At 34.5% G+C, this 23,304-nt stretch carries 24 protein-coding genes and 1 pseudogene; 19 read left to right on the plus strand and 6 right to left on the minus strand.

Annotation, left to right across the window (positions count from 1 at the left end):
- Positions 1 to 162 precede the first annotated feature (162 nt).
- Positions 163 to 969, minus strand: a complete 807-nt coding sequence (locus BN1243_RS16430; protein WP_062108605.1) for an SGNH/GDSL hydrolase family protein — start codon at positions 967 to 969, stop codon at positions 163 to 165.
- Positions 970 to 1,249: 280 nt separating this feature from the next.
- Here BN1243_RS16430 and BN1243_RS16435 point away from each other — a divergent pair, with 280 nt between their 5' ends.
- The 17 genes from BN1243_RS16435 (at position 1,250) to BN1243_RS21860 (ending at position 19,245) form a co-directional block, all read left to right on the plus strand.
- Complete coding sequence (locus BN1243_RS16435) at positions 1,250 to 1,990, plus strand: YveK family protein (RefSeq protein ID WP_062108606.1); 741 nt, start codon at positions 1,250 to 1,252, stop codon at positions 1,988 to 1,990.
- On the plus strand, positions 1,983 to 2,681 hold the full coding sequence (locus BN1243_RS16440) for a CpsD/CapB family tyrosine-protein kinase (RefSeq protein WP_062108607.1): 699 nt from the start codon (positions 1,983 to 1,985) through the stop codon (positions 2,679 to 2,681). Before BN1243_RS16435 ends, BN1243_RS16440 begins: the two co-directional genes overlap by 8 nt.
- A gap of 192 nt (positions 2,682 to 2,873) precedes the next feature.
- A complete protein-coding gene (locus BN1243_RS16445) occupies positions 2,874 to 3,641 on the plus strand; it encodes a tyrosine-protein phosphatase (RefSeq protein WP_062108609.1) in 768 nt (255 codons plus the stop codon).
- A 417-nt stretch (positions 3,642 to 4,058) separates the two neighbouring features.
- Positions 4,059 to 5,882 (plus strand): polysaccharide biosynthesis protein, encoded by a 1,824-nt coding sequence (locus BN1243_RS16450; RefSeq protein ID WP_062108611.1) that lies wholly within the window; start codon positions 4,059 to 4,061, stop codon positions 5,880 to 5,882.
- Between the two features lie 50 nt (positions 5,883 to 5,932).
- Positions 5,933 to 6,814 (plus strand): UTP--glucose-1-phosphate uridylyltransferase GalU, encoded by an 882-nt coding sequence (gene galU, locus BN1243_RS16455; protein ID WP_062108613.1) that lies wholly within the window; start codon positions 5,933 to 5,935, stop codon positions 6,812 to 6,814.
- Between the two features lie 591 nt (positions 6,815 to 7,405).
- Positions 7,406 to 8,065, plus strand: coding sequence for a sugar transferase (locus tag BN1243_RS16460; RefSeq protein ID WP_069201795.1), 660 nt, complete (start codon positions 7,406 to 7,408; stop codon positions 8,063 to 8,065).
- Positions 8,066 to 8,893: an aldolase/citrate lyase family protein gene (locus BN1243_RS16465; RefSeq protein ID WP_062108618.1), complete on the plus strand. Its 828-nt coding sequence runs from the start codon at positions 8,066 to 8,068 to the stop codon at positions 8,891 to 8,893. It begins immediately after the preceding gene.
- Between the two features lie 21 nt (positions 8,894 to 8,914).
- The gene (locus BN1243_RS16470) at positions 8,915 to 9,823 is read left to right on the plus strand and encodes an NAD(P)-dependent oxidoreductase (protein ID WP_062108625.1); all 909 of its coding nucleotides are present in this window, start codon (positions 8,915 to 8,917) and stop codon (positions 9,821 to 9,823) included.
- A gap of 25 nt (positions 9,824 to 9,848) precedes the next feature.
- Entirely contained in the window at positions 9,849 to 11,054 is a 1,206-nt protein-coding gene (locus BN1243_RS16475; RefSeq protein ID WP_062108627.1) for a glycosyltransferase family 4 protein, read from the plus strand.
- A 131-nt stretch (positions 11,055 to 11,185) separates the two neighbouring features.
- Complete coding sequence (locus BN1243_RS16480; protein WP_062108628.1) at positions 11,186 to 11,986, plus strand: glycosyltransferase family 2 protein; 801 nt, start codon at positions 11,186 to 11,188, stop codon at positions 11,984 to 11,986.
- 300 nt (positions 11,987 to 12,286) lie between these two features.
- Positions 12,287 to 13,495, plus strand: a complete 1,209-nt coding sequence (locus BN1243_RS16485) for an O-antigen ligase family protein (RefSeq protein WP_062108629.1) — start codon at positions 12,287 to 12,289, stop codon at positions 13,493 to 13,495.
- A 109-nt stretch (positions 13,496 to 13,604) separates the two neighbouring features.
- Complete coding sequence (gene murJ / locus BN1243_RS16490; protein ID WP_062108631.1) at positions 13,605 to 15,134, plus strand: murein biosynthesis integral membrane protein MurJ; 1,530 nt, start codon at positions 13,605 to 13,607, stop codon at positions 15,132 to 15,134.
- A gap of 55 nt (positions 15,135 to 15,189) precedes the next feature.
- Positions 15,190 to 15,822, plus strand: coding sequence for a DUF1919 domain-containing protein (locus BN1243_RS16495; protein WP_062108634.1), 633 nt, complete (start codon positions 15,190 to 15,192; stop codon positions 15,820 to 15,822).
- A 631-nt stretch (positions 15,823 to 16,453) separates the two neighbouring features.
- Positions 16,454 to 16,594, plus strand: a complete 141-nt coding sequence (locus BN1243_RS16500) for a hypothetical protein (protein WP_230200227.1) — start codon at positions 16,454 to 16,456, stop codon at positions 16,592 to 16,594.
- 297 nt (positions 16,595 to 16,891) lie between these two features.
- Positions 16,892 to 17,998 carry an AAA family ATPase gene (locus BN1243_RS16505; RefSeq protein WP_062108640.1) on the plus strand — a complete coding sequence of 369 codons (1,107 nt, stop codon included), beginning with the start codon at positions 16,892 to 16,894 and terminating at the stop codon, positions 17,996 to 17,998.
- 1 nt (position 17,999) lies between these two features.
- Positions 18,000 to 18,797: a DUF4435 domain-containing protein gene (locus BN1243_RS16510; RefSeq protein WP_062108642.1), complete on the plus strand. Its 798-nt coding sequence runs from the start codon at positions 18,000 to 18,002 to the stop codon at positions 18,795 to 18,797.
- Positions 18,798 to 18,984: 187 nt separating this feature from the next.
- A complete protein-coding gene (locus BN1243_RS21860) occupies positions 18,985 to 19,245 on the plus strand; it encodes a VanZ family protein (protein WP_268258087.1) in 261 nt (86 codons plus the stop codon).
- Positions 19,246 to 19,355: 110 nt separating this feature from the next.
- Here the strand turns inward: BN1243_RS21860 and BN1243_RS23080 are convergent.
- Positions 19,356 to 19,421 (minus strand): annotated as a pseudogene (locus BN1243_RS23080) (excalibur calcium-binding domain-containing protein); the annotation flags it as partial.
- A gap of 66 nt (positions 19,422 to 19,487) precedes the next feature.
- On the minus strand, positions 19,488 to 19,628 hold the full coding sequence (locus BN1243_RS22175) for a hypothetical protein (RefSeq protein ID WP_154669879.1): 141 nt from the start codon (positions 19,626 to 19,628) through the stop codon (positions 19,488 to 19,490).
- Positions 19,629 to 20,069: 441 nt separating this feature from the next.
- On the opposite strand from BN1243_RS22175, the gene BN1243_RS22180 reads away from it, so the two are divergent.
- On the plus strand, positions 20,070 to 20,258 hold the full coding sequence (locus tag BN1243_RS22180; RefSeq protein ID WP_195892121.1) for a VanZ family protein: 189 nt from the start codon (positions 20,070 to 20,072) through the stop codon (positions 20,256 to 20,258).
- Positions 20,259 to 20,703: 445 nt separating this feature from the next.
- Here BN1243_RS22180 and BN1243_RS16520 read toward each other — a convergent pair whose 3' ends face one another.
- The 3 genes from BN1243_RS16520 to BN1243_RS16530 all read right to left on the minus strand — a co-directional run bounded on the left by BN1243_RS16520 (position 20,704) and on the right by BN1243_RS16530 (position 22,692).
- A complete protein-coding gene (locus tag BN1243_RS16520) occupies positions 20,704 to 20,934 on the minus strand; it encodes a helix-turn-helix domain-containing protein (protein ID WP_062108645.1) in 231 nt (76 codons plus the stop codon).
- Positions 20,935 to 21,224: 290 nt separating this feature from the next.
- Positions 21,225 to 21,776, minus strand: coding sequence for a competence protein ComK (locus BN1243_RS16525; RefSeq protein ID WP_062108648.1), 552 nt, complete (start codon positions 21,774 to 21,776; stop codon positions 21,225 to 21,227).
- A 427-nt stretch (positions 21,777 to 22,203) separates the two neighbouring features.
- Positions 22,204 to 22,692 (minus strand): sigma-70 family RNA polymerase sigma factor, encoded by a 489-nt coding sequence (locus BN1243_RS16530; RefSeq protein ID WP_062108651.1) that lies wholly within the window; start codon positions 22,690 to 22,692, stop codon positions 22,204 to 22,206.
- A gap of 78 nt (positions 22,693 to 22,770) precedes the next feature.
- Between BN1243_RS16530 and BN1243_RS22715 the strand changes: the two genes are divergently transcribed.
- Entirely contained in the window at positions 22,771 to 22,917 is a 147-nt protein-coding gene (locus BN1243_RS22715; RefSeq protein ID WP_230200228.1) for a hypothetical protein, read from the plus strand.
- The last annotated feature ends 387 nt before the right edge of the window (positions 22,918 to 23,304 follow it).

The raw sequence follows: 23,304 nt of genomic DNA on the forward strand, positions 1-23,304 counted from the left end.
AAATAATCCCCAAACTTAAAAGAATAATCCCAAAATCAAAAGATTCCTAGCTCAACTTAAAAAATCCCACCCAAAATTCGAAAGATCCCTCCCACTCCCAAGGGAAATCAACCTAAGAAAATAAAAAAAGCAGCCCCACGGCCGCCCAAACTCAATAAGTCATTATTCTTCACTCGCAATAAAGTATTCTTTCAAATAGTCAAGCCAAATCTCATGGCCCTTCGTACTTGGCGAACTTTCTCCGTCTACAACGTAGTCATTTAACTCTTCAGATGTATAGTCTGGCCAAACTTCCCAGTGATCTAAGTAAGGGATTCCTTCCTTTTCAGCAAATTCTTTCAAATCTGCTACTTGCCTAGGGTAATAGGTGCCGTTATACACAGGGCGTGCTGGTTGTAAGATGACAACTGCATCTTCAACGGCGGCGATAAAGGTCTCGATGTTAGCTTGGTTATCCAAAACAGAGCCATACCAATTATCATTTAATAGAAAAGGTTCGTACAAAACTAAGTCAGGTTTATATGCTACAACCTCATCAAACCCATCACCAGCAATAAACTGTGTTGAAGTTTCATCATATGCAAAGGACTCGATATCCAGAATATCTTCGCCGTACGCAGTCAGCATCTCATCCTGAAGCATTGCTGCCCAACCGTCATCCCCACCCAATGCTAGTGAACCCACTAATGCAATTTTATATGTATCGCCACTTTGTATCTTGTCGCTCAATTCATCGCGAGCTTTTTCAGGCCAATGAGCAGCCAGTGTTAAAGCCTGCTTCATTTTCTCGTCATCCTGCTTGTCCTCATCGTCGCCAGTCGTACTTTCTCCTTCGTCTAATTCTCCACTATCAGCCACAGTAGTCCGGTCCCCTGCTGCAACACTTGTCTTATCTTTCCAATACAAATAACCACTTCCCAAAAATACAAGACAGGCTAAAACCATTATGGCTGTCATTACAACCCGCAATCTTATTACCCCCTTCAGCAATATTTACTGCTAACTCTAATCCTTCTTTCTTCCTGGAAAAACTAAATTACCAATATGTGAAAACTTATTTTGAATACTGTACAGTTAGCGGATCTCCTCTTGATAAAGAAGCCTAAAGGCCTAACATGATTAGAATTTTATGGGAAAAATATCATAATTTATCAGGAGATTTTGTTATATTTCCAGTTATAATCAGACTATACTATGCTATAATAATACACGTTATTACGAAAGTCGACAATCACACTAGGAGGAAACTATGGAGGAAACAATTAGTTTAAAAGAGCTAATGCAGACACTGCGGAAGCGAATGACTTTAATTGTGCTTATCACCGTGGCGGCTATGGCTATCAGCGGAGCTGTCAGTTTTTTTGCGCTGACACCTATCTATCAATCTACGACACAATTGCTTGTGAACCAGGCCAAAAGTGATCAGCCGACTTATAATCCATCTGAAATTCAAACGAATCTTCAATTGATCAATACATATAATGTGATCATCAAAACCCCAAGAATATTGGACAAGGTTGTTGAGGGGTTAGATCTCGACATGTCGGCCAATCAATTGATGAATAAAATTACAGTTCAAAGTGCAAAAGATTCGCAAGTAGTAAATATTACGGTTCAAGATCCAGATCCTAATCAAGCGGCAGCTATTGCGAATAAAGTGGCAGAAGTCTTTCAAAAAGATATTGTGGCATTAATGAGTGTAGATAACGTTAATATCCTTACGAAAGCGGAAGTTGGAGAAAATGCATCTCCTGTGAAGCCCCAACCGCTTCTTAATATTGCCATTGCAGCAGTTGTTGGTCTTATGGCTGGTGTAGGATTGGCATTTTTGCTTGAATACTTGGATAATACGGTTAAATCAGCTGAAGACATCGAACGTATTCTAGAATTACCCGTGTTAGGCTCGATAGCTCTCATAGAAGATCAAAAAATGGAACGCTCTGGTGTAGAAAGAAGTAACTCCAGGGGAAGGAGTGAGCCAATTGGCTAAGAAAAATACCAATGCCTCACAGTCTGGGCGTAGGAAATTAATTACAAAGTTAAATCCAAAATCACCGATTTCCGAACAATACCGTACGATACGGACAAATATCCAATTCTCAGCAGTAGATGAGGAAATTCGTACACTTATGGTTACATCATCAGGTCCATCGGAAGGGAAATCAACGACAGCAGCTAATCTTGCAGTTGTTTTTGCTCAACAAGGAAAAAAGGTTCTACTTGTGGATGCTGATTTGAGAAAACCTACTGTCCATTATACATTTGGAATGGTAAATACCCAGGGATTAACAAACTTACTAACAAGACAAATCAGTCTACAAGAAGCAGTAAAAACGACTGATATTGAAACTCTTAATATTCTGACATCCGGACCTATCCCTCCTAATCCCGCAGAACTACTAAGCTCAAAAGGGATGCAAACCTTTTTATCTGCAGTGAAAGAAGAGTTTGATATGATTGTTTTTGACACACCTCCTGTTTTAGCTGTTACCGATGCACAAGTACTGGCAAACCAATGTGATGGTACAGTTCTTGTAGTTTATAGTGGGAAAACAGAAATTGAAAGTATTCAAAAGACGAAGGACCTATTAAATGCAGCAAAGGCTAAATTACTCGGCGTTGTGCTTAATAATAAAAAGATGGATAAAACAGATTACTATTATTATTACGGAACAAAATAACGACTTGGAAAGTGGAAGTATTATCCTATAAGAATAAATCTAATATATATTGACAATTTTATATTATATAGTCCATTATTACTATATGATAATAAAAATTGTCAATTCTACCTTATTGAAAAATTATCCTCTTAGACTATTGACAATCACTTTGATAATAGATTTGAAAATGTAAGGGGATGGGATTGAAAAATGATTGATATTCATTGTCACATACTGCCTGACGTTGATGATGGGGCAAGTCATTATACAGATAGCTTACTGATGGCGAAGCAAGCTGAAAGTGAAGGTATTGACACGATTATAGCTACACCCCATCACCATAACGGTCGTTATTTGAATAAAAAGGTAGAAATTTTACAAAAAGTAGAGGGACTGAATCAGTATCTGCATACCGAAAAGGTAAATGTGAAAATACTCCCAGGTCAAGAAACACGAATCTATGGTGAAATTCTCGATGACTATGAAGCTGGTGAAATTGTAACCCTAGCTAATCATTCAGATTATTTATTCATTGAGCTACCTACTAATCATGTTCCGCGATATACAGATCAGCTTTGTTTTGATATTCAAATGAAAGGTTTAGTGCCAGTGATCGTTCATCCAGAACGCAACACAGAACTACTTGAAAGACCAGAGAAACTGTATAGACTTGTTAAAAATGGAGTGGCAACTCAAATTACCGCTGCTAGTATAGCGGGTTATTTTGGCAAGAAAATTGAAAAGTTTACATTTGATCTTATTGAATCAAATTTAACGCATTTTCTCGCATCGGATGCTCATAACACGACAACGCGCGGCTTCAAAATGGCGGAAGCGTGTGACCTTCTAGAAAAAAGGTTCGGGATCGATACTCTTTATCTATTCTTAGATAATGCTGAACTGATTGTAGAAGGAAAAGATATTTACCGTGAAATTCCACAACAAATAAAGAAAAAGAAGTTTTTAGGAATCTTTTAAGGCATTTTAAGTGTTTGACAGATATGTATCTATATTATCTCATTGAATATAGGGTGAAAGAATCAGTTCTTCTCGGTTATGTCTCCTACCCGTTATCCTCGGAGGCACTCGGTCGTCCTGTGGGAGAATAAAGGTATTTTCCTTAGACACGGTTGTTGTCAAGAGGGTGGTGTGAGGACGGGTTAAATGCCCTTTACAAACAAAAATCAAATAAACTCAAGTACATGTACCTTGACTTAAGGATAAAACTCGCTATGGAACAGTGTACTTGAGTTTATTTAATGCGCTTACATTTTTTGGCTAAATGTTTAACGAAAAGACAGGATGATTCCTGCGTTTTCGTTAAACATTTAGTAGTAAGGGCGGTGAAGCGCCCTATAACTTGAATTATATTACTTTGAAAAGAAGGGATACCTGTTGACCTACCCGAAGCGGCTTTCTTTAATGGTCCTATTGGACTCAGCCATTGTCTTATTTTCTATCTATATTAGTTATTATATTTTACATCCAACTTCAAACTTCTACACATCTAAACTATTGTTAATGAGTTCATTAATAATACTTGTAAGCCATCATATTTTTGCTCTTCTTTATCGACTTTATAACAAGGTTTGGGAGTATGCGAGTGTAGGAGAATTAATGAGTATTGCCAAAGCTGTTACATTTTCAATTTTAACAGCTGCATTGGCACAATTCGTCGCCGTGGGACATATTTATACACGCGTTCTCTTTATTACGTGGATGCTACATATATTACTCATTGGCGGTTCCCGTTTTTCATGGCGACTCTATCGTGACCGATTCATTAAAGCAAAGAATGAACTGAGAAAAACACTCATTGTTGGAGCTGGTTCTGCAGGTACAACCGTAGCTAGGCAATTACTTCATCATGAAAACGGCGATCAAATGCCTATCGCTTTTGTGGATGATGATGTAAAGAAGTATAAGCTGGAAATATTCGGGCTCCCAGTAGCTGGAACAATTGACCAGATTCCAGATGTCGTTGCAAAGAGGGATATATCGGATATTATTATCGCGATTCCATCGCTTCCAAAAATAGAAACCCGTCGTATTTATGAAATATGTTCGAAAACAGGTGCTAAAGTAAAGATTATGCCGATCATTGAAGATGTTATGACAGGTAAAGTATCCGTTAATGCGATTCGTAATGTTGAGGTTGAAGACTTACTCGGTCGAGAACCTGTTGAACTAGATATTAGCAGTATTTCTGAATCAGTCACAGGATCAACAGTTCTAGTAACTGGTGCAGGCGGTTCGATCGGTTCAGAAATATGCCGGCAAATTTGTACTTTCTCACCGAAAAAGCTTCTTTTACTTGGCCATGGTGAATTCAGTATTTATTCAATTGATATGGAATTAAAAAAAGCATACGGAGATACGATCGAAATTATCCCTATTATTGCTGATGTCCAAGATCGAACACGTATCTTTGATGTTATCGAAGAATACAAGCCGAAAGTTGTTTACCATGCTGCTGCACATAAACATGTGCCACTTATGGAATACAACCCGAAAGAAGCGGTAAAAAACAACATATTTGGTACGAAGAACGTTGCGGAAGCATGTGATACATTCGGCATTCATACTTTTGTTCTTGTTTCAACGGATAAAGCAGTAAATCCACCAAATGTAATGGGAGCAACAAAACGTTTTGCTGAAATGATCATTCAGAATCTTGCGAAAGAAAGCAATACAAAATTTGTTGCGGTTCGTTTTGGAAACGTGCTTGGAAGTCGAGGAAGTGTCATTCCATTATTTAAAAAGCAAATTGAAGCGGGTGGTCCAGTAACAGTCACACATCCTGATATGACACGATATTTTATGACTATCCCAGAAGCATCAAGACTTGTTATTCAAGCTGGGGCTCTTGCGCGTGGCGGAGAAGTATTTGTCTTGGATATGGGAGAGCCAGTTAAAATTTCAGAACTTGCAAAGAACTTAATTACCCTTTCGGGTTATACATTAGACGAAATTGAAATTAAGTATTCAGGAATTCGCCCAGGCGAGAAGATGTATGAGGAATTATTGAATGAGAATGAAGTGCAGAAAGAGCAAGTGTTTCCGAAGATTCATATAGGGAAGGCGGAGCCGCTTGAGAAGGCTGAACTTTATGTAATTATTGAACGCTTAAACGAATTAGGTTTGAAAGAGACAAAAGAACTTTTAATTGCAACAGCAAATAGAAAAGTGGACAAGCAATTAGCTGTTGGAGTAAGTTAAGTAACTTAAGTAACTTGCAATAGCCACAGGATTAAATGGAGGTCTATGAATTGAAGACAGTAAAAAAAGCGATCATTCCAGCGGCTGGTCTTGGGACAAGATTTTTACCAGCAACAAAAGCAATGCCGAAAGAGATGCTACCAATTGTTGATAAACCAACGATTCAATATATTATCGAAGAAGCGGTAGAGTCTGGTATAGAAGATATTATTATTGTGACTGGCAAAGGAAAACGTGCGATAGAAGATCACTTTGATCACAATTTTGAGCTTGAGGAAAATCTTATTCAAAAAGAGAAGTTTGATATTTTGGAAAAAGTTAAACAACCTGCAAATGTTGATTTGCATTATATTCGTCAAAAGGAACCTAAAGGCTTAGGGCATGCTGTGTGGTGTGCCCGGAAATTTATTGGGAAGGAGCCGTTTGCAGTTCTACTGGGCGATGATATTGTTCAAGCTAAAATACCGGGGTTAAAGCAGTTAATCCAACAGTTTGAAGCTACTCAATGTTCTGTTGTCGGTGTTCAGACCGTGCCAGATAATGAGACACATCGTTATGGGATTGTTGATCCGCTAACGAATGATGGTAGATTGTATCAGGTAAACAATTTCGTAGAAAAGCCAAAACCAGGTACTGCACCATCTAATCTTGCCATTATGGGACGTTACATATTTACGCCCGAAATTTTTACTTTCTTAGATCGCCATGAAGTTGGAGCGGGTGGAGAAATTCAACTTACTGATGCGATTCAACATTTGAATAAGTTGCAGAAGGTATTTGCTTTTGATTTTGAGGGTAGGAGGTATGATGTTGGGGAAAAATTGGGATTTATTAAGACAACGGTGGAAATGGCGTTGAAGGATGAAGAGTTGAGGAGTGATTTGATGGTGTACCTTCAAGAAATTACTACAGGAAATAAGGCTGTAAGATAAGTCTATCACCTCTGTTCATATGGAGATATGAGCAGAGGTGTTTTTATGAGTGGTTTTTACTATAAAAGGATGAATTAGAGATTAATCGAGTAGTTATGGAATTTGTGTGTATGCCATTGTAGCGGGTTACTCTTATTAAAGCTGCCTAGAATAATGGTTATTTTAAGAAGAAATTCGGTTCAGAGAGATTAAGAATTTTGTATCTATTTAGTATTTGTTTAGTTGATGAATATATATTACGAGGTAGTGTCGATAATAGATTAATATAATATGTATATTTAATTATGTGAAATAGTGAAAAACGTACAATATAATGTTTTGTACATTTCACATAACCGTGATGACCTAGGTTTCTGTATGGAATAGATGTAATAAGACTCTACAACGTAAAGTTTAATGGAGGGTTATTTACATGAATTTATATCGGATCAAATCCGAGAATATGGAGTAGATAGATTTAGTGGTTTAGTAGTTGGTTGGAATTTAAAAATAAACGATTTTAATTAAGTACTAATCTACTAAAGTATAATATTAAAAATTGAGTTCCACTGCAGAAAAATAAAAATAGAGTAGAGGAGTTTTAAACTTATTATGATTTATAAAATGGTTAAGAGGCTTTTGGATATAGTTTTATCTCTGGTTGGACTGACAATTCTTTCCCCTATTTTGATAATAGTAGCTATTGCTATTAAGTTGGAGTCTAAAGGGCCAGTGATTTTTCAGCAAGAACGACTTGGATTAAATGGAAAAGTATTTAAAATATATAAGTTTCGTTCAATGTGTGTAGGAGCAGAAAAAAGCGGAGTATACGAAACTAAAGGTGATATTAGGGTTACTAAAGTTGGTAAATTCATACGAAAAACAAGTATCGATGAATTCCCTCAGTTTGTAAACATTATTAAAGGCGATATGTCGATTATTGGACCTCGACCTACTTTAACATACCATCCATGGCCGATTGAAGATTATACAGAGCTACAAAAAAAGAGATTCAACGTTAGACCAGGTGTGACAGGATGGGCACAGGTAAATGGAAGGAAAGAGGTTCCTTGGGATAAAAGGATTGAGTATGATGTTAATTATGTTATGAACCTTTCATTTTGTTTTGATTTAAAGATATTTTTCAGAACCATAATCAAGGTTTTAGCAATGCAGGATAATGTCAATGTTGGTGAAACGGCTCAGAAAGCAACAGGAAAGGAACAGGAATCCGAAGTAGCAGCAACCATTGAAGAAGGAAGGAATAAATAAATGGCTTTAAAGTTAATGTACATTACAAATCAAGAGGAAATTGCTAAGATAGCGGAAAATAGTGGTGTGGATTGGATTTTTATTGATCTTGAGATTAATGGAAAAGATGAACGACAGGGCCATTTAGATACCGTCATATCTAGGCACAGTATTGATGATGTTAAAAAGATAAAAAAAGTACTTAGTAAATCTGAATTGCTTGTTAGGGTTAATCCAATATATGAGGACTCAAAAAATGAAATTGACAGGGTAATAACAGATGGGGCAGATATTGTAATGCTTCCATTTTTTAAAACAAGGAAAGAAGTTGAACTTTTTGTTAATTATGTAAATGGTAGGGCCAAGGTTTGCCTTTTATGTGAAACCTTGGAGGCAACAGAAAATATAGATTCTATTTTAACTGTACAAGGTATTGACTATATTCATATTGGATTAAACGATTTACACCTTAGTTATAATATGAAGTTTATGTTTGAACTTTTAACCGATGGAACAGTGGAAATGCTTTGTAATAAATTTCGGGATCAAGGAATTTCCTATGGTTTTGGTGGAATAGCACAACTTGGACAAGGAACCCTTCCAGCAGAGAACATTATAGCCGAACACTATCGATTAGGTTCTAGCTTGGCCATTTTGTCTAGAAGCTTTTGTAATGCGGAAAACAATAAAGATTTTGAGATGATAGAGGAGATAGTTAAAATCGGTGTAAATAAGATAAGAGCGTACGAAGAGAGATTGATGTGCAAAGATAGAAATTTCTTTTTGGAAAATCAAAAGTTTATTGAGGATAAAGTAGTGGAGATTGTGTACTCCGTTCAAAAAAGTTGATATATAAGAGGAATGTTAAATATGAAATTATTGCTTACCGGAGCATTTAAATACAGCGAAGAACATCTAGAAGAGTTAAAATTCCTTGGCTTTGACATCATATTTATTCAGGATGAAAAAGTCCCTTTGCAAATAGATGTATCAGAAATTGAAGCGGTAGTTTGTAATGGTCTTTTCCTTTACAATGACATCAGACAATTTAAGAGATTGAAAGTTATACAGCTTACTAGTGCTGGCTTTGATAGGGTACCCCTTAGCTATATTAAGGATCATGAAATCAGACTTTTTAATGCTAAAGGTGTATATAGCATTCCTATGGCAGAGTGGGTCATATTAAAAATTTTGGAAATCTATAAAAAGAGTAGAAGGTTTTATGAGTTACAAATTGATCATATATGGGAAAAACAACGAGATTTATTTGAACTTACGGATAAAACTGCTGCCATTATTGGTTTTGGTGATATTGGAGCAGAGGTTGCCAAAAGGCTAAAGGCGTTTGATGTGAATGTGATTGGTGTTGGTAGGCGGGAAATTGAGACTCAATATGCTGATGAGTATTACTTAATTAAACGAGTTAATGAAGTTTTAAAAAAAAGTGATATTGTAGTGCTAACTTTACCACTTACAGATGAAACACGATATTTTTTGGATACAGAAAAAATCTCAATGATGAAAGACAAAAGTGTACTTGTTAATGTTTCACGTGGTGAAGTGATTAATGAAGCAGCATTAATAGATTCAGTAATGAACGATAAGTTTCTTGGCGTTGCTCTAGATGTATTTGAAAAAGAACCGTTACCAGAAGGGGCTGAAATATGGGGACAAAAAAATGTAATTATTACGCCACACAATTCATTTATATCTGACAAGACAAACGAGAGATTATTTAAGCTTGTAAAGGCTAATTTAATTTCTTTTATAGAAAAATAACATTTTTATTGGATAGGGGAAAATAATGAAGGATATTTTACTAATTACAAATTACTGGCACTTCGAGTGTGAAAAGGCTAGTAGTAGATATTTTACACTTGCTAATTTGATATCAGAGTCGGGTATAGACCTGGAAGTGATAACATCCACTTTCTACCATGCTACGAAGAATCAACGGAATTATAACAAGGATTTTCTAAACTCGTTTCCTTATAAAATTACTTTAATTCACGAAAGTGGGTATAAAAAAAATATATCTTTAAAGCGAATAATAAGCCATAGAGAATTTGCAAATAATGTCTTGAAGTATCTTAGGAAAAGAAAAAAGCCTGATGTAATATATAGTGTTGTACCATCTCTTGATGTAGCCTATATACTTAGTAGATATGCAGCTGCTAATGGTATTAAGTTAATAATTGATATACAAGATTTATGGCCTGAATCTTTTAAAATGGTATTAAATATTCCGGTATTAAGTGATCTGGCTTTTGCTCCAATGAAAAGAAAAGCAAATAAAATATATGCAGCTGCAGATGAAATAATAGCCGTTTCACAAAGCTTTGTAAACCGTGCACTAGAAGTTAATAATAAATGTATGAATGGTCACAGTGTATTTCTTGGAATAGAGCTTTCTAACTTTGATCAACATGTACTAAATAGAAATGCAGCTATAAAGTCACCAGATGAAATTTGGCTTGCATACGTTGGTACCCTTAGTTATAGTTACGATTTAATTAGTGTAATTGATGCTATTAAAATTTTAAAGGATACAGGGTATACTAATATAAAATTTGTTGTAATGGGTGATGGGCCGCTTCGAAATAAATTTGAGGATTATGCCAAAAAAGCAAATATTAAGTTTGAATTTACAGGAAAATTAAATTATGGAAATATGGTAGGAAAATTATCTTTGTGCGATATTGCTATTAATCCTATAACTAAAAACTCTGCAGCAAGTATAATTAATAAACATGCTGATTACGTTGCTGCGGCACTACCGATACTAAATACTCAAGAATCTCTGGAATTTCAAAATCTACTTACACAATATAATGCTGGTTTAAATTGTGAGAATAATAATGCATATGATCTAGCAGATAAACTTATTAAATTATGTAAAGATAAGGATTTAAGAACGACTATGGGAAAAAATAGTCGCAGACTAGCCGAAGAAAAGTTTGATAGATTTCAAACCTATAAAAAAATAATTGAAATATTACTCGCTGATTAGCATCTATGTATGTAAAGTTTACAAATTGAGTTTTAGTAAGAATAATATGTGTAGACATGAAATTGTAAGTAAACGAAGAAGTAAAAAATGTAAGGATAATATAATTATTCTTTACTTTATTAGGAGGAAGTATGAATTTAGAAGTATTGGTTTCTACAATGAATAGAAGTGACGCTGCTTTCGCTAATAAAATGAATATTAACTCTGATTTACTAATTATTAACCAATCTACTAAGCATTGCGATAACTTCGAGGAAAATAACAGGTTCAATATTCGAATGTTATCATACAGTGAAAAAGGATTAAGTAAAAGTCGTAATCGTGCTCTTGAAAATGCAAAAGGTGATATATGTTTAATTGCTGATGATGATGTTAGCTACAATAATGATTATTCTGATAAGATCATTAAGGCTCACGAGGATTACAAAGATTACGATATTATTGTATTTTCTGTTCCGACATCCAATATTTCTAGAAAAAAATCATATTATAGTAAGAAAAAGAAAATGGGATATCTTCGATCATTAAAAATTGCATCCTTTGAAATATCTTTTAAAAGAAAAAGTATTATCGATAATAATATTTATTTTAACGAAAAATTTGGAGCTGGTTCAGGTCAATATTCAATGGGAGAGGAAAATATCTTTCTTTATCAATGTTTAAAGAAAGGCCTAAAGATATTATATTTACCTATAGAAATAGGGATAGTAACACATGAGGAATCAACTTGGTTTAATGGGTTTAATGAGAAGTTATTTTGGGACAAAGGTGCCATATACTATGAAATGTCAAGATATTTTAGTATTCCTTTAATCTTACAATTTGCGTTTAGGAAGTATAGACTTTACATTAATGAAATATCAATAAGGAAAGCAATAAAATATATGTTGAAGGGTAGGGCAAAGTATATTAATGAACTCAAAGATAAATAGAATATAAAACTTTTAATATGCGTTATATAAAATTAGCCAGTGGCCTATGGTTGTAAAAGTATGTTAAAGATAATTAGCCTAGCTTTTTTAATTTTTTAGTAACAAATCATAAAAACTGGAATAAGTATTATCTATTGGCTATGCTAATGAACAATTTTGATTATTCCAATATTATATGTTACCGGTATTTTTTGCATTATTTGGATTTCCGGAAACCATGACTAATGATTTTGACCTAATAATAATGTTTAATATAATCCTAATATTTAAGTGTAAATTAAAAGGAGTTGAGTAATAAATTTGGTAAAGAAAAATTATATTATTCCATTATTTATTCAACTTTTATTTCTATCATTATTCTTTGGTAACTTTAATTTAGATGTTGGTTTTGCGATAAAACCATATATGGTAGTTACCTGCCTAATTATTTTGTTTTTTTCAAGGGTCTTGACATTTACTAAATTACTGCATTTTGAATGGTTGATGCTACTATATATATTAATTTATATATTAACAGCTTTAAACTTTAATTATCCAATAGCACATCTTCGTTATATATTTGCTTTTATCCTTATAATATTATTTTACTTTGCATCAAGAGGTTTAATATATAAGTGTGATATTAATACAATAGAAAAAATATTATCTAACGTTGGTGTAATTGGGGGATTCTTTTCCCTAGTATATTACTTTTTAGGATTGTTAAAGGTTAATTTTAACTTCCATGGTAACGGCGTTTCATATTTTGGTATGTTACTTGATAGATCTATACCCAGGTTAACTGGAACAGCCGCTAGTGATCCAAATATATTTGTATTTTTTGCTACTTTTTATTTTTTTTACTTTCTATGTAATTTGAATTCTAATAAGAATAAACTGGGTTTTTTATTCATAGCAATATCTATTGTTTGTACTTTTTCTAGGGGGGCTTACCTTTCCATCGTAATAGGAATATTAATTTACTTCTTACTTGGAATAGGGAAGGGTAAGAAAAAATATTATATAAATACACTGATATTGTTGCCAATACTTTATTTTGTTTTCTCAAAATTAGGTGATTTTTTTAGAATTGACCTTCTGGACATGATAATTAGAAGATTTGAGAATATAGCGAGTGATGGAGGTAGCGGAAGGGTAGAATTGTGGAAAGACGCCTATAACACCTTTATGGAAAATCCGCTGTTTGGTATAGGGATAAACTCCACTTTTGAATATAATGGAATGTATTATGGTCATTCAAATTATGTTCACAACACCGTTCTTGAGGTTCTTTCTGAATCCGGTATTATAGGGTTCTGTTTTTTTACTTTATTATGGTTATCCATTTTTTATTCTTGTATAAAACTATATAAAAATAGGAAATCAAAGCTTTTTTTAGTCATATTTTTATCAATGTTTATTCAAATGTTTTTCCTTTCAATTCAATTAAGTGAAGCATTTTTTATGGTGATTTTACTACTATATAGATATAATCAAAAAGATGAAACGGCAGTAACAAAAAAAGAGTAGTAGAAGTCTTGGTTTTATTATGTTTTATCCTTTAACTATAATGGAGAATCTTGCTTTGTAATAGTCAAACATGGACTACATTCTGTAGTTAGATATAGAGGTAGAACTTATGAAGAAAACAGCTTTGATCATTATGCTTATAACGATTTTTGTGAAAATATCTGGATTTGCCAGGGAGATTTTACTTTCATTTTATTATGGTGCTTCAGAAATAAGTGATGCTTATTTTATTTCAATCACAATCTCCGGGACTGTGTTTTCATTTATTGGGGTCGCGATTTCAACAAGTTTTATACCGATGTATAGCAATATATCAAGTCAAAAAAATAATACCTTGGCAGACAGATTTACAAGTAATGTTTTGAATCTTATATTACTATTATGTTTGATTTTAGTAATTATCGCTGTTAGTTTTACCGATCCCTTAGTTAGATTATTTGCTTCAGGATTTAAAGGGGAAACATTTGAATTAGCAGTACTCTTTACTAGGGTTGCGGTACTTGGAATCTTTTTTTCTGGAATTATGTTTCTTTTTAATAGCTATTTACAAATAAAAAATAATTTTGTTATCCCTGCATTAATGGCGATCCCACAAAATATAATCATAGTTCTTTCAATTATTCTTAGTTCAAAATCAAATGTAATATATTTAGCTATAGGTACCACGTTAGCAGTAGTAATACAGGTGTTTCTTACAATTCCCTTTGTCAAGAGAAGGAATTTTAGGTATAACTTTATTCTTGATTTTAGGGATGGAAATATTAAAAAAATGATATTCTTATCACTACCAATAATACTTGGTGTATCTATTAATGAAATTAATGTTTTAGTGGATCGGACAATAGCCTCTCAAGTTGCGATAGGTGGAGTATCGGCATTAAATTATGCAAACCGCTTAATTCTCTTTATACAAGGCATATTCGTAATGTCTATAGTAACAGTAATGTATCCAATGATTTCAAAAATGTCTTCAGAAGGAAATTTAGAAGGCCTTAAAAAATCTGTTTCCGAATCGATTAATAGTGTTAATCTTCTAGTAGTACCAATAACTGTGGGTTTCTTGATGTTTTCTAACCAAATAATATCTATTCTTTTTGGGAGAGGCGCTTTTAATGAAGAAGCAATCGTACTCACTTCAAGTGCACTCTTTTTTTACTCTATTGGTATAGTTGGAATTGGTCTTAGGGAGGTTCTTTCAAGAGTATTTTACTCTTTACAGGATACTAAGACTCCAATGATAAATGCAGCAATCTCTTTGTTTATAAATATTATATTAAATCTTATATTATCAAAGTATTTGGGCATTGGTGGTCTTGCATTAGCAACAAGCGTGTCCGCTATTATTGGGGTATTATTACTTTTTAGAAGTTTGAAAATCAAGGTTGTTGATATAAGGCTTAAAGGTATTGGAACTACTTTTATAAAAGTAGTTATTGCATCTGTTATTATGGGCATAATTTCAAAATCTATATATGCAAACTTATTAATAAACCATGGTTTGACTGTATCATTATTTTCTTCTGTACTTGTTGCGATTATTACCTATTTTGTATTAATTTATTTTATGAAGATAGATGTCTTTTATACACTAATTGATTCCTTGAAAAGGAAAATTTTTAAAAGGGGTAATATTAGTTAAAAATAGAACATCTATTTTGGTTGATTTTTGAGAAATTAAAAAAAAGGAGTCTTGTATGAAAAGGACAATTAAGAAAATCATGCAAAACATTTTAGGTAATATAAGAAAAGGAAAACTACACAATAGGGACTTTACGATAATTTCTGATAACTGTTGGGGAGGATTTGTTTATCAAAATTATAATCTAAGCTATAAATCCCCATTCGTAGGGTTATTTATTTTTTCTCCAGATTATCTAGAGTTGTTGGAAGATTTGGAGGAATATTTAAAGAAAAAGATTATCTTTATTTCCCCCACTAGGTCTAAATATCAAGAAGTTCTATTGGAAGATAATACTTTTGGTAAATATCCAATTGGATTGTTAGGGGGTGAAGTGGAAATTCACTTTCTGCATTATAAAGACGAAAAAGAAGCTTTGCAAAAATGGGAATATAGAATTAAGAGAATTAATTATGATAACTTAATTATTAAATTTGCAGATAGGGATCTTTCTTCATATGAGCTAATAGAACGATTTGATAAACTACCATTTAGTAACAAAATATGTTTTACAGCTAAAGATTATCCTGAATTTAAATCAGTTGTCCATTTAAAAAAATTTACTGGAGAGAAAATGGTAGAAAATGAATGGAAATATTATAAAAGGTATATGAATATTACGAATTACTTAAATGGACACAATAATTAAACGTTTGGTTTGAATATAATTATCAATCTAAGTACCTTTTTCACTCGAAAAGGTGTAATGTTTACGATATATTCCTTTACAAAAATGAATTAGGTTGGAAGTGAATTAAATCTAGGAGGACGGCTCTTTCGGTCCGTAATGTGATTTGATCGAAACTTTTGATTGTCTAGAAAAATGAGTACCCCTTTTTAAAACGAGCGAATTTTCCCACACTTAGTACGTAGATACAGGCTTGCCTTTCATTTGGTCTTGTAGATAATGGGCAAGGTGCCAGCTGTAAAAATCATGGCTTCCATCCCAATCTTCAATTGGTTAGCCTGACTTTTTTCAGCTACTTTTAGCATTCGTTTGATCAGGGTTTGGACCCCGTTTTGAACATTAGAAACAGAAAAGTCGGCAAGTGTGGACCCGTCCTCTTTATGAAATGGTCATGATGGGACATTAAGCTTACATCTACACCTACAAGCGTTTGTAACATACCAATAACCTCCAGTAGGTTAAGGTAATCAAGAACGTTCAGACCTAGGTGCCCACGGGAATCACGTCATCAGCACTCAAAGAAAAGAAGTCCATCATGAGCGCTACACTCACTTCTTTCACGGCGGCGCAACCAGTGGTTAAACCTTCAATAATGAACCAACGGTGGGTAGCAGGTTTAAGAAGAAGTACACAACGTGTCTGCAAGGTGGAAAAGGAATATCCTGATAAGATCCCGTTGGTTACATTGTCCGATGAGGAGGTCTGTGAACGCTATCAAAAAATGACGGAGTAAAACGCTGAAGCATCCTGTATTTATCAATATTTTATTAAGGTATTTCAAAGAATGAGTAGGGAATCATCCCCCTGCGAATAAGAAGAACACATAAATCTATTATTGATAGTTTGAATTGCACCTTGGCTCCCCCATCTGATGGGTGAAACAAGGGGGAAAACTTAAATATTTAAGATGGGGAAACAAGAGGCTAACCTTGAAAACCTATAGGATTCTAGTGTGAAATGTAGAGGATCAGGATCAACTGGAAATTCTGCTAGAAGGAGCTTTTACTACTAGTATACGAGGAGATTCATGATGATAAAAAAATTCAAAGTAGAAAACTTAAATAAAAAAGTTTCATTTTCAATAGACTTTAATGAGGACTTAAATATTTTAACAGGTAAGAATGGGGCTGGAAAAACTACCCTATTAAAACTTCTTTGGTATTTATTAAGCGGAAAGGTGGACGACGCAATTTCAGAGATATATTTTGAATTTGCCTATTTAGAAACAAGCAACTTTATATTAACGGTTGATTACGATTCTAATATCAGATATAGTTATAAAAATGAAAACGGAGAATGGATTGACAACGAAATTGATCCTTTAGATAATGATTTTGAAAACTTATCTTTGCAAAGAAGAAGAGCCTATTTTGAATCAAGAAGAGATAAGTTATTTCATTTAAGTGAATTAGAAAAATCAATATTTTTCCCTACATTTAGGAGAATTGAAGGGGGATTTTCACGTTCCGTAGATTTTTATCCAAGAAGAAGAACATTTGAAGAAGAATTAGATGAGGTCATGTCTAGATTTTCTAGGTCTCTCTCTAACAACAATCATTTATTTATAACATCAATATCTACCAATGATATTAAAGAGTTATTAGCGGAAAAATATACAAGAATTTCAGATTATAGCAACTTTTTACATAATCAAATGAATAAATATATAACCGAAACGATTAACAATTTTAATGACGAAAGTGAAACTGCTTCCAAAGTACTTAATAGCATAAAAAATAAAGTAAATGAAGTAGAAAATGAAAAGAAGGAACACTTTAAAAACTTTGAAATGCTTTCAAATATAGTGGGGAAAATATTTAGTGACAAAGGAATCAAGTTAAATGAGTCAATTACTTTAGGTGATACTGCGAAGGCACTTTCCTCAAATTTATTGTCTGCCGGTGAAAAACAAATGCTAAGTTTCTTATGTTATAATTTATTTTTTGATAACACTTCAATATTCATTGATGAACCTGAAATAAGTCTACACGTTGATTGGCAGCGGATGCTTATGAAGATTTTGTTCTCACAAAACACAAATAATCAATATATAATCACTACTCACTCTCCATTTATTCTATCAAAATACTCTGATAAGGAAATACTTCTATCTTATGATAGAGGAGGTGGTTTCTAACATGCCTTTGCCTAGTCTAAGTGTAGATGAAATTATAACAACTATTAATGGGTCTAGCCTCCCGACAATTCTCGTGGAGGGTGTATATGATGCTTCAATTTATAGATGGATTGAACAACAACTCTTGGTTACCAATGCAGATATAGTCGAATGTGGTGGAAGAAAAAACTTAATAAAGGTATATGAAAAAAGGTCTGAAATTAAAAGGGAAAAGAAAATTATTTTCTTAGCTGATCAAGATATGTGGATTTATAGTGAAATTCCTGAAGAGTATAAAGGAATTACTTTTACAAAAGGATACAGTATTGAAAATGACTTATTGGAGGGATCAATAAATAAAATATTAAAATTGTTTAATTCAGAAGAAGTAATACAGTTAGAGCAAATCTTTGAAGCAATAATACCTTGGCACTCCTATGAAGTAAATAACTATTTGCAAAATAGAGCATATAAATTGGATCATTCTATTCATCGTTTGTTAGATATAAAAACGCTTGAATTAAAAGGGGAATTCAGAGATTTAGTTCCTCAATTTAAAGATGACGAGGAAATTTTCCGTTTTATAAAGGATAATCCATTTCTTCATATACGTGGGAAGAATGTCTTGGACATAATTTCTTTAATATTACAGTCACCCAAAAGAGATGTTACCTATTCTAAGGAGAGTATAATAGATATTATTCTTCGTTTTCATGTTGATAGTAACATAAACCTAATAAGAATTATTGAAAGAATAAAGGGAAAATTTAACAGTGAAGAATTAATCACCCAGCCAAATGACTATATGGCTAGTGTATAACACTACTGGACAGTGTAACCGCCAAGTATTTTTGAACAACCTTTGCTAATTAATTTTGAACAGTATTATTAATTCCCTGCCTTATCGTTTTATGACAGGGGGATTGTAATAATTAAAAAAATTTTACTTCAAACCCTGAAAACTTATGTCCTAAATCTTTATTATTAATCTCAACCATTTTCCTTTTATCCACCAACCCGCATTAGGCCTCGTCGTGATGCATGGGTTAAGGTTAATCAGAAAACTTGGCTATGGCAGTACCATAATCACTTTTGCTATTTGCCTAGTTTACGCTACGCTTGATGAGATTCATCAATTGTTCGTGCCAGGCCGTGGGGCACAGGTTCGAGATGTATTTATTGATAGTGCGGGTGCTGCTGTTGGAATAATCGTGTATTGGGTTATAATGAAGTTGAAGTATAAGAACACTCCCGCTGAGTCTGATTGACTTGGTGGGAGTGTTTTGTTGGTTTAATTCACTTTAATACGGTGATTCATTAAAGATGTGTATTCACGTGATATCTTTACTTTGTTGGGAAATACTTCGTTATTATGTAATTACTCGCAAGCAATTCCATCTCCATCGTAATCCAGGTGCTTTGCACATTCAGGGGCATCGCGGTATAAAGGTGCTCACGCGTAGCTCTTACGGTACTCTCCTACAGATTTCTGATCCCCGGTAAACGTTGATCAGTGTTGTTTAATATACCTATCTGCCTTTACGTTATTCAATTCTACGCGAAGTCTCATGGTTGCTATTTCCTTTGCTAGTTCGGGAGTACTACCATAACAATTAACGACTGTTATTTCTCTATTAGATGCTGTTGCCATATACGTATCTCCATAGTCATATATCTCGTATTTTATTTTGCATTTCCGATAATACCAAACCCAATCCCAAAATTCTATTAATTTAGTAGGTAAAGAGTATTTTAGCTTTAAGTATAAGGAATGAAGAAACATAATTTACACCTCAACATTCAATGATCATTGATTGTCCAATTGTTTTTTTAATGACATTTTCCCTTATAAGACTTCTTGTATTGATATCCGCTATAAACCTAACAACTGAGTATCCTCTCTATTATAGCAGATGAATTGAGCCGCGACTGCGGAGTCTTGAGCCATTCATTGTGGATAAAAGAGCCACCATTTGCGGAACTCAGAGCCACAGCGTAGCTGCTTGCCATTGACTGTAAGTTAAGTCAATGGTGGCGGACTAGCGAATTTACTCTACATTTGGCAGTAGAGTAGTATTTACCTTTACTAATAGTGGCTCTATTATCCGCACTCACTGGCTCATTCTGCCCGCAATACTCACCATCCTGGTACGAAATACACCAGGTTTTCGTACCAGGGCATAGTGCTGAAGTTAGGGATGTTTTTATTGATAGCGTTGGTGTATTGTTGGAATTATTTATACTGGATGATTGTTTATGGAATTATGAAATTGAGGAATAGTTATACTCCCACTAAGCTTGATTGACTTGGCGGGGGGGTGTTTGGTTGACTCGCCCACTTTAGTACGGTGCCGCATTAATTACCATGCGTAAAGCGACAGGTATGACATGTGTATTTTAAACCAATACAAAGTTATGATGGAGAGACAATCTTTATAAACAATCGTTATTTTTAAAGTAATTATCTCAATAATATCCTTGATGTTTAGGCTGTTCGAAACCTTTTCAAGATATTCCATTGAATACAGTGCGTCTTTTACGATTTTAGATTCTGATATCACATCTAGAAAAGTAAGAATAATTCTCTAGTTAAAGGAGCGGCCTCCCATTCGGAGGCCGTATCGTGTTAGCCAATAAATACCATATGACTTATCTCCTTTTTCTTAACCTAGTATCCAAGAAAATTTTTGAAAGCTTAGCATACGCCATTTTAGTCTTTTTTTTGTTTAGCCAAGGACATCTTTCTCAATTTCCTTCACGAAATCAGATGGAAGCATTTCTAAAGCTTCGGCTAGAGCCACTACGGTAGGGAAAGATGGCTCTTGTTGATTGTTTTCTAAATTGCTAATCGTTTTTCTATCAAGAGAACTTTGAAAGCCTAGTTCCTCTTGAGAAAATTGCTTGCCTCTCCTTAGTCTTTCAAGAGTAATTCCAATTTTCCACTGATTCAAATCCATATGCATTCTCCTTTTTAAAACTATTAGATATCAAGGAGAATATTTAGAACACGGCATATAATGACCAAAAGTTGGCTGAGGTAAACAATCGGGGGCCTAACCCCTTATTTGATCGGACGCGATGCTCGATTTTGGAGCATTACAATAGGCTTATGTAGGGCAAAAGTCAGACTTCTATTTTTCTAATACGGAAACTGAGTCATTCACAAATGCTAGGTTCGAAATAATTCCAAACGATTTTAAAAAGGCTGGGTGGCACTTAAGTTGCCCTCATCCAAGGCTTCGAAGTACTAGCCATATTGATGAGTTCTGATAGGGCTTACATTTCTTCTGTCCACTTTCATCCAGAGCTCATTGTGTTGTTCATTTAAAGTAAGAAGGAATGATGAGTACCTTGTCATTTCTTCTAGTTGTTCCGCTCTTTTAATTTTGTCATTGAAGGCGGATAATTTTGCTGGGATGGTCACGGTTTTTCCGTTACTAAACATGATGATGGTATTGTAGTTGTAGCTTCTTGTTCTCTTGATGTGAAAGGGGTTGAACCAGATGCAGTCTTCGTGTAAAGCTGATCTTGTCGGGAATAAGACGATTCGGCGGATGGGATTAACGAGGATGGGGCAATGATGAACATTTCCTAATAGCCGTTTCGCCGTGTTTCTTGCTCCTTTTAGCTCATAGCCGATACAGCTTATGCTAAATTCTAGAATTTCCAGCGGGGACTGGTTGACGATAAAAGATCGTTTCGTTTCTGTGACAAGTGTGCACATTTTGCCATAGCGATCATAATAGCCTGTCATCCATAAGAACTGTTCTTTAATGATATAACGTGGTTTTACGAACATAAATCTGCTCCTTACTGGCTAATTGCCTATAGTCTTTTTAGTACATTTGCCTTCTTTTTAAATCAGAAGAGTAGAATTGCTGAACTTTTACGAGTGAAGGAGTAATAAGTGATGCTACATTTGCTTGCTAGAAATGGCTGCCTTCCCTTAACAGGGGATGATCCATATAATTAGATACATCGTAATATTCACTCTTCTACAATTATTAGAATATAAGAAGATAATTCCGGCGATGTAGTATAGATCCCATAAGTTTCCTAGGGGCAAAGGAATAGCGATATTTGCTAAAGTTCAGTCAGATATTTCCCGCTGGAAAGGTTGGTATATCCGCTTTTGTGGGTATAAAGACGTAGGCGAAAAGATAATTGTTACAGAATTGTGAATAATTCAAAAGGAAGTGAGAATGATCCCCACTTCCCGAAACGAATTAAACCAACTCATATATATTTTTAAGTTTTTTCTTGGCCTCTGCCCGCCACTTCTTCACGGTTGATTCAGAAACCTGTTCAATCGAAGCGATCTCTTTTACCGTTAGTCCCTTTAGAAATGTATAGAGAACCCATTTTGTTTGGCCATCTGTTAGGTTCGCTGCCTGACAGTAGGAAAGAAGAATATCCTCTTCCATGAAGAAGGGGGCATATCCAGCCTCCAAGTATTCCAATTGATCTTGGGCAGGCATTTCTCTTTCCGCGTGCCTGTTCGTCCTCGACATCTCCGTCATCATTTTCCCTTTAATATAGGTGTAAGCGTAATTGGTGAAGCTCCCTTTTTCCGAATCAAACCGCTCATAAGCCTCCCATAACCCAATCAGTCCCACTTGAAAAAACTCATCCTTGTTTGTAAAAATATTCAAAGACGAAATGATTTTGTAAATCATCGGAGTATATTGACTTGAAACATGCTCAAAGCTTTCCATCCAGATTCCCTTCAGAAAGCGCGCTTTACATGTATTCCCGGGTAACTCCACCATAATAGAAAGCTATTTTCCGAGCGAATGACTGAAAGGGAATTTATTGGATGGAACCGATGCAAAAAGGCGAAAGAAGCGGGCAAATTGGAATTTTGGATAGAGAAAATGGAATTTGAAGCGGATTTTATAGAAGTGGTGAAATTCTGGCGGGGGATTCAATTGAAAAATTAACGGGAGAAGTCGCAAAATTCCGGCGGGAAGTCGAAAGATTAATAGGGGAAGTCGGGAGATTCCGGCGGGAAGTTGAAAAATTAACAGGGGAAGTCGCGAAATACCGGCGGGAAGTTGAAAAATGAACAGGGGAAGTCGCGAAATTCCGGTGGGAAGTTGAAAGATTAACGGGAGAAGTCGCGAAATTCTGGTGAGAAGTCGAAAGATTAACAGGGGAAGTCGCGAAATTCCGGCGGGAAGTCGAAAGATTAACGGGAGAAGTCGCGAAATTGCGGTGAGAAGTTGAAAAATTAACGGGAGAAGTCGCGAAATTCTGGTGGGAAGTTGAAAGATTAACGGGAGAAGTCGCGAAATTCTGGTGAGAAGTCGAAAGATTAACAGGGGAAG

Source organism: Bacillus niameyensis, from assembly GCF_001375535.1.
GTDB classification, from domain to species: Bacteria; Bacillota; Bacilli; order Bacillales; family Bacillaceae_C; genus Lederbergia; species Lederbergia niameyensis.

Bases quoted from the DNA above. Each gene is read 5' to 3' on its own strand.
- BN1243_RS16435 (WP_062108606.1), top strand. From the start codon at position 1,250: ATGGAGGAAACAATTAGTTTAAAAGAGCTAATGCAGACACTGCGGAAG.
- BN1243_RS16445 (WP_062108609.1), top strand. From the start codon at position 2,874: ATGATTGATATTCATTGTCACATACTGCCTGACGTTGATGATGGGGCA.
- BN1243_RS16460 (WP_069201795.1), top strand. From the start codon at position 7,406: ATGATTTATAAAATGGTTAAGAGGCTTTTGGATATAGTTTTATCTCTG.
- BN1243_RS16465 (WP_062108618.1), top strand. From the start codon at position 8,066: ATGGCTTTAAAGTTAATGTACATTACAAATCAAGAGGAAATTGCTAAG.
- BN1243_RS16470 (WP_062108625.1), top strand. From the start codon at position 8,915: ATGAAATTATTGCTTACCGGAGCATTTAAATACAGCGAAGAACATCTA.
- BN1243_RS16475 (WP_062108627.1), top strand. From the start codon at position 9,849: ATGAAGGATATTTTACTAATTACAAATTACTGGCACTTCGAGTGTGAA.
- BN1243_RS16480 (WP_062108628.1), top strand. From the start codon at position 11,186: ATGAATTTAGAAGTATTGGTTTCTACAATGAATAGAAGTGACGCTGCT.
- murJ (WP_062108631.1), top strand. From the start codon at position 13,605: ATGAAGAAAACAGCTTTGATCATTATGCTTATAACGATTTTTGTGAAA.
- BN1243_RS16495 (WP_062108634.1), top strand. From the start codon at position 15,190: ATGAAAAGGACAATTAAGAAAATCATGCAAAACATTTTAGGTAATATA.
- BN1243_RS16500 (WP_230200227.1), top strand. From the start codon at position 16,454: ATGAACCAACGGTGGGTAGCAGGTTTAAGAAGAAGTACACAACGTGTC.
- BN1243_RS16505 (WP_062108640.1), top strand. From the start codon at position 16,892: ATGATAAAAAAATTCAAAGTAGAAAACTTAAATAAAAAAGTTTCATTT.
- BN1243_RS16510 (WP_062108642.1), top strand. From the start codon at position 18,000: ATGCCTTTGCCTAGTCTAAGTGTAGATGAAATTATAACAACTATTAAT.
- BN1243_RS22175 (WP_154669879.1), bottom strand. From the start codon at position 19,628: ATGGCAACAGCATCTAATAGAGAAATAACAGTCGTTAATTGTTATGGT.
- BN1243_RS16520 (WP_062108645.1), bottom strand. From the start codon at position 20,934: ATGGATTTGAATCAGTGGAAAATTGGAATTACTCTTGAAAGACTAAGG.
- BN1243_RS16525 (WP_062108648.1), bottom strand. From the start codon at position 21,776: ATGTTCGTAAAACCACGTTATATCATTAAAGAACAGTTCTTATGGATG.
- BN1243_RS16530 (WP_062108651.1), bottom strand. From the start codon at position 22,692: ATGGAAAGCTTTGAGCATGTTTCAAGTCAATATACTCCGATGATTTAC.
- BN1243_RS22715 (WP_230200228.1), top strand. From the start codon at position 22,771: ATGACTGAAAGGGAATTTATTGGATGGAACCGATGCAAAAAGGCGAAA.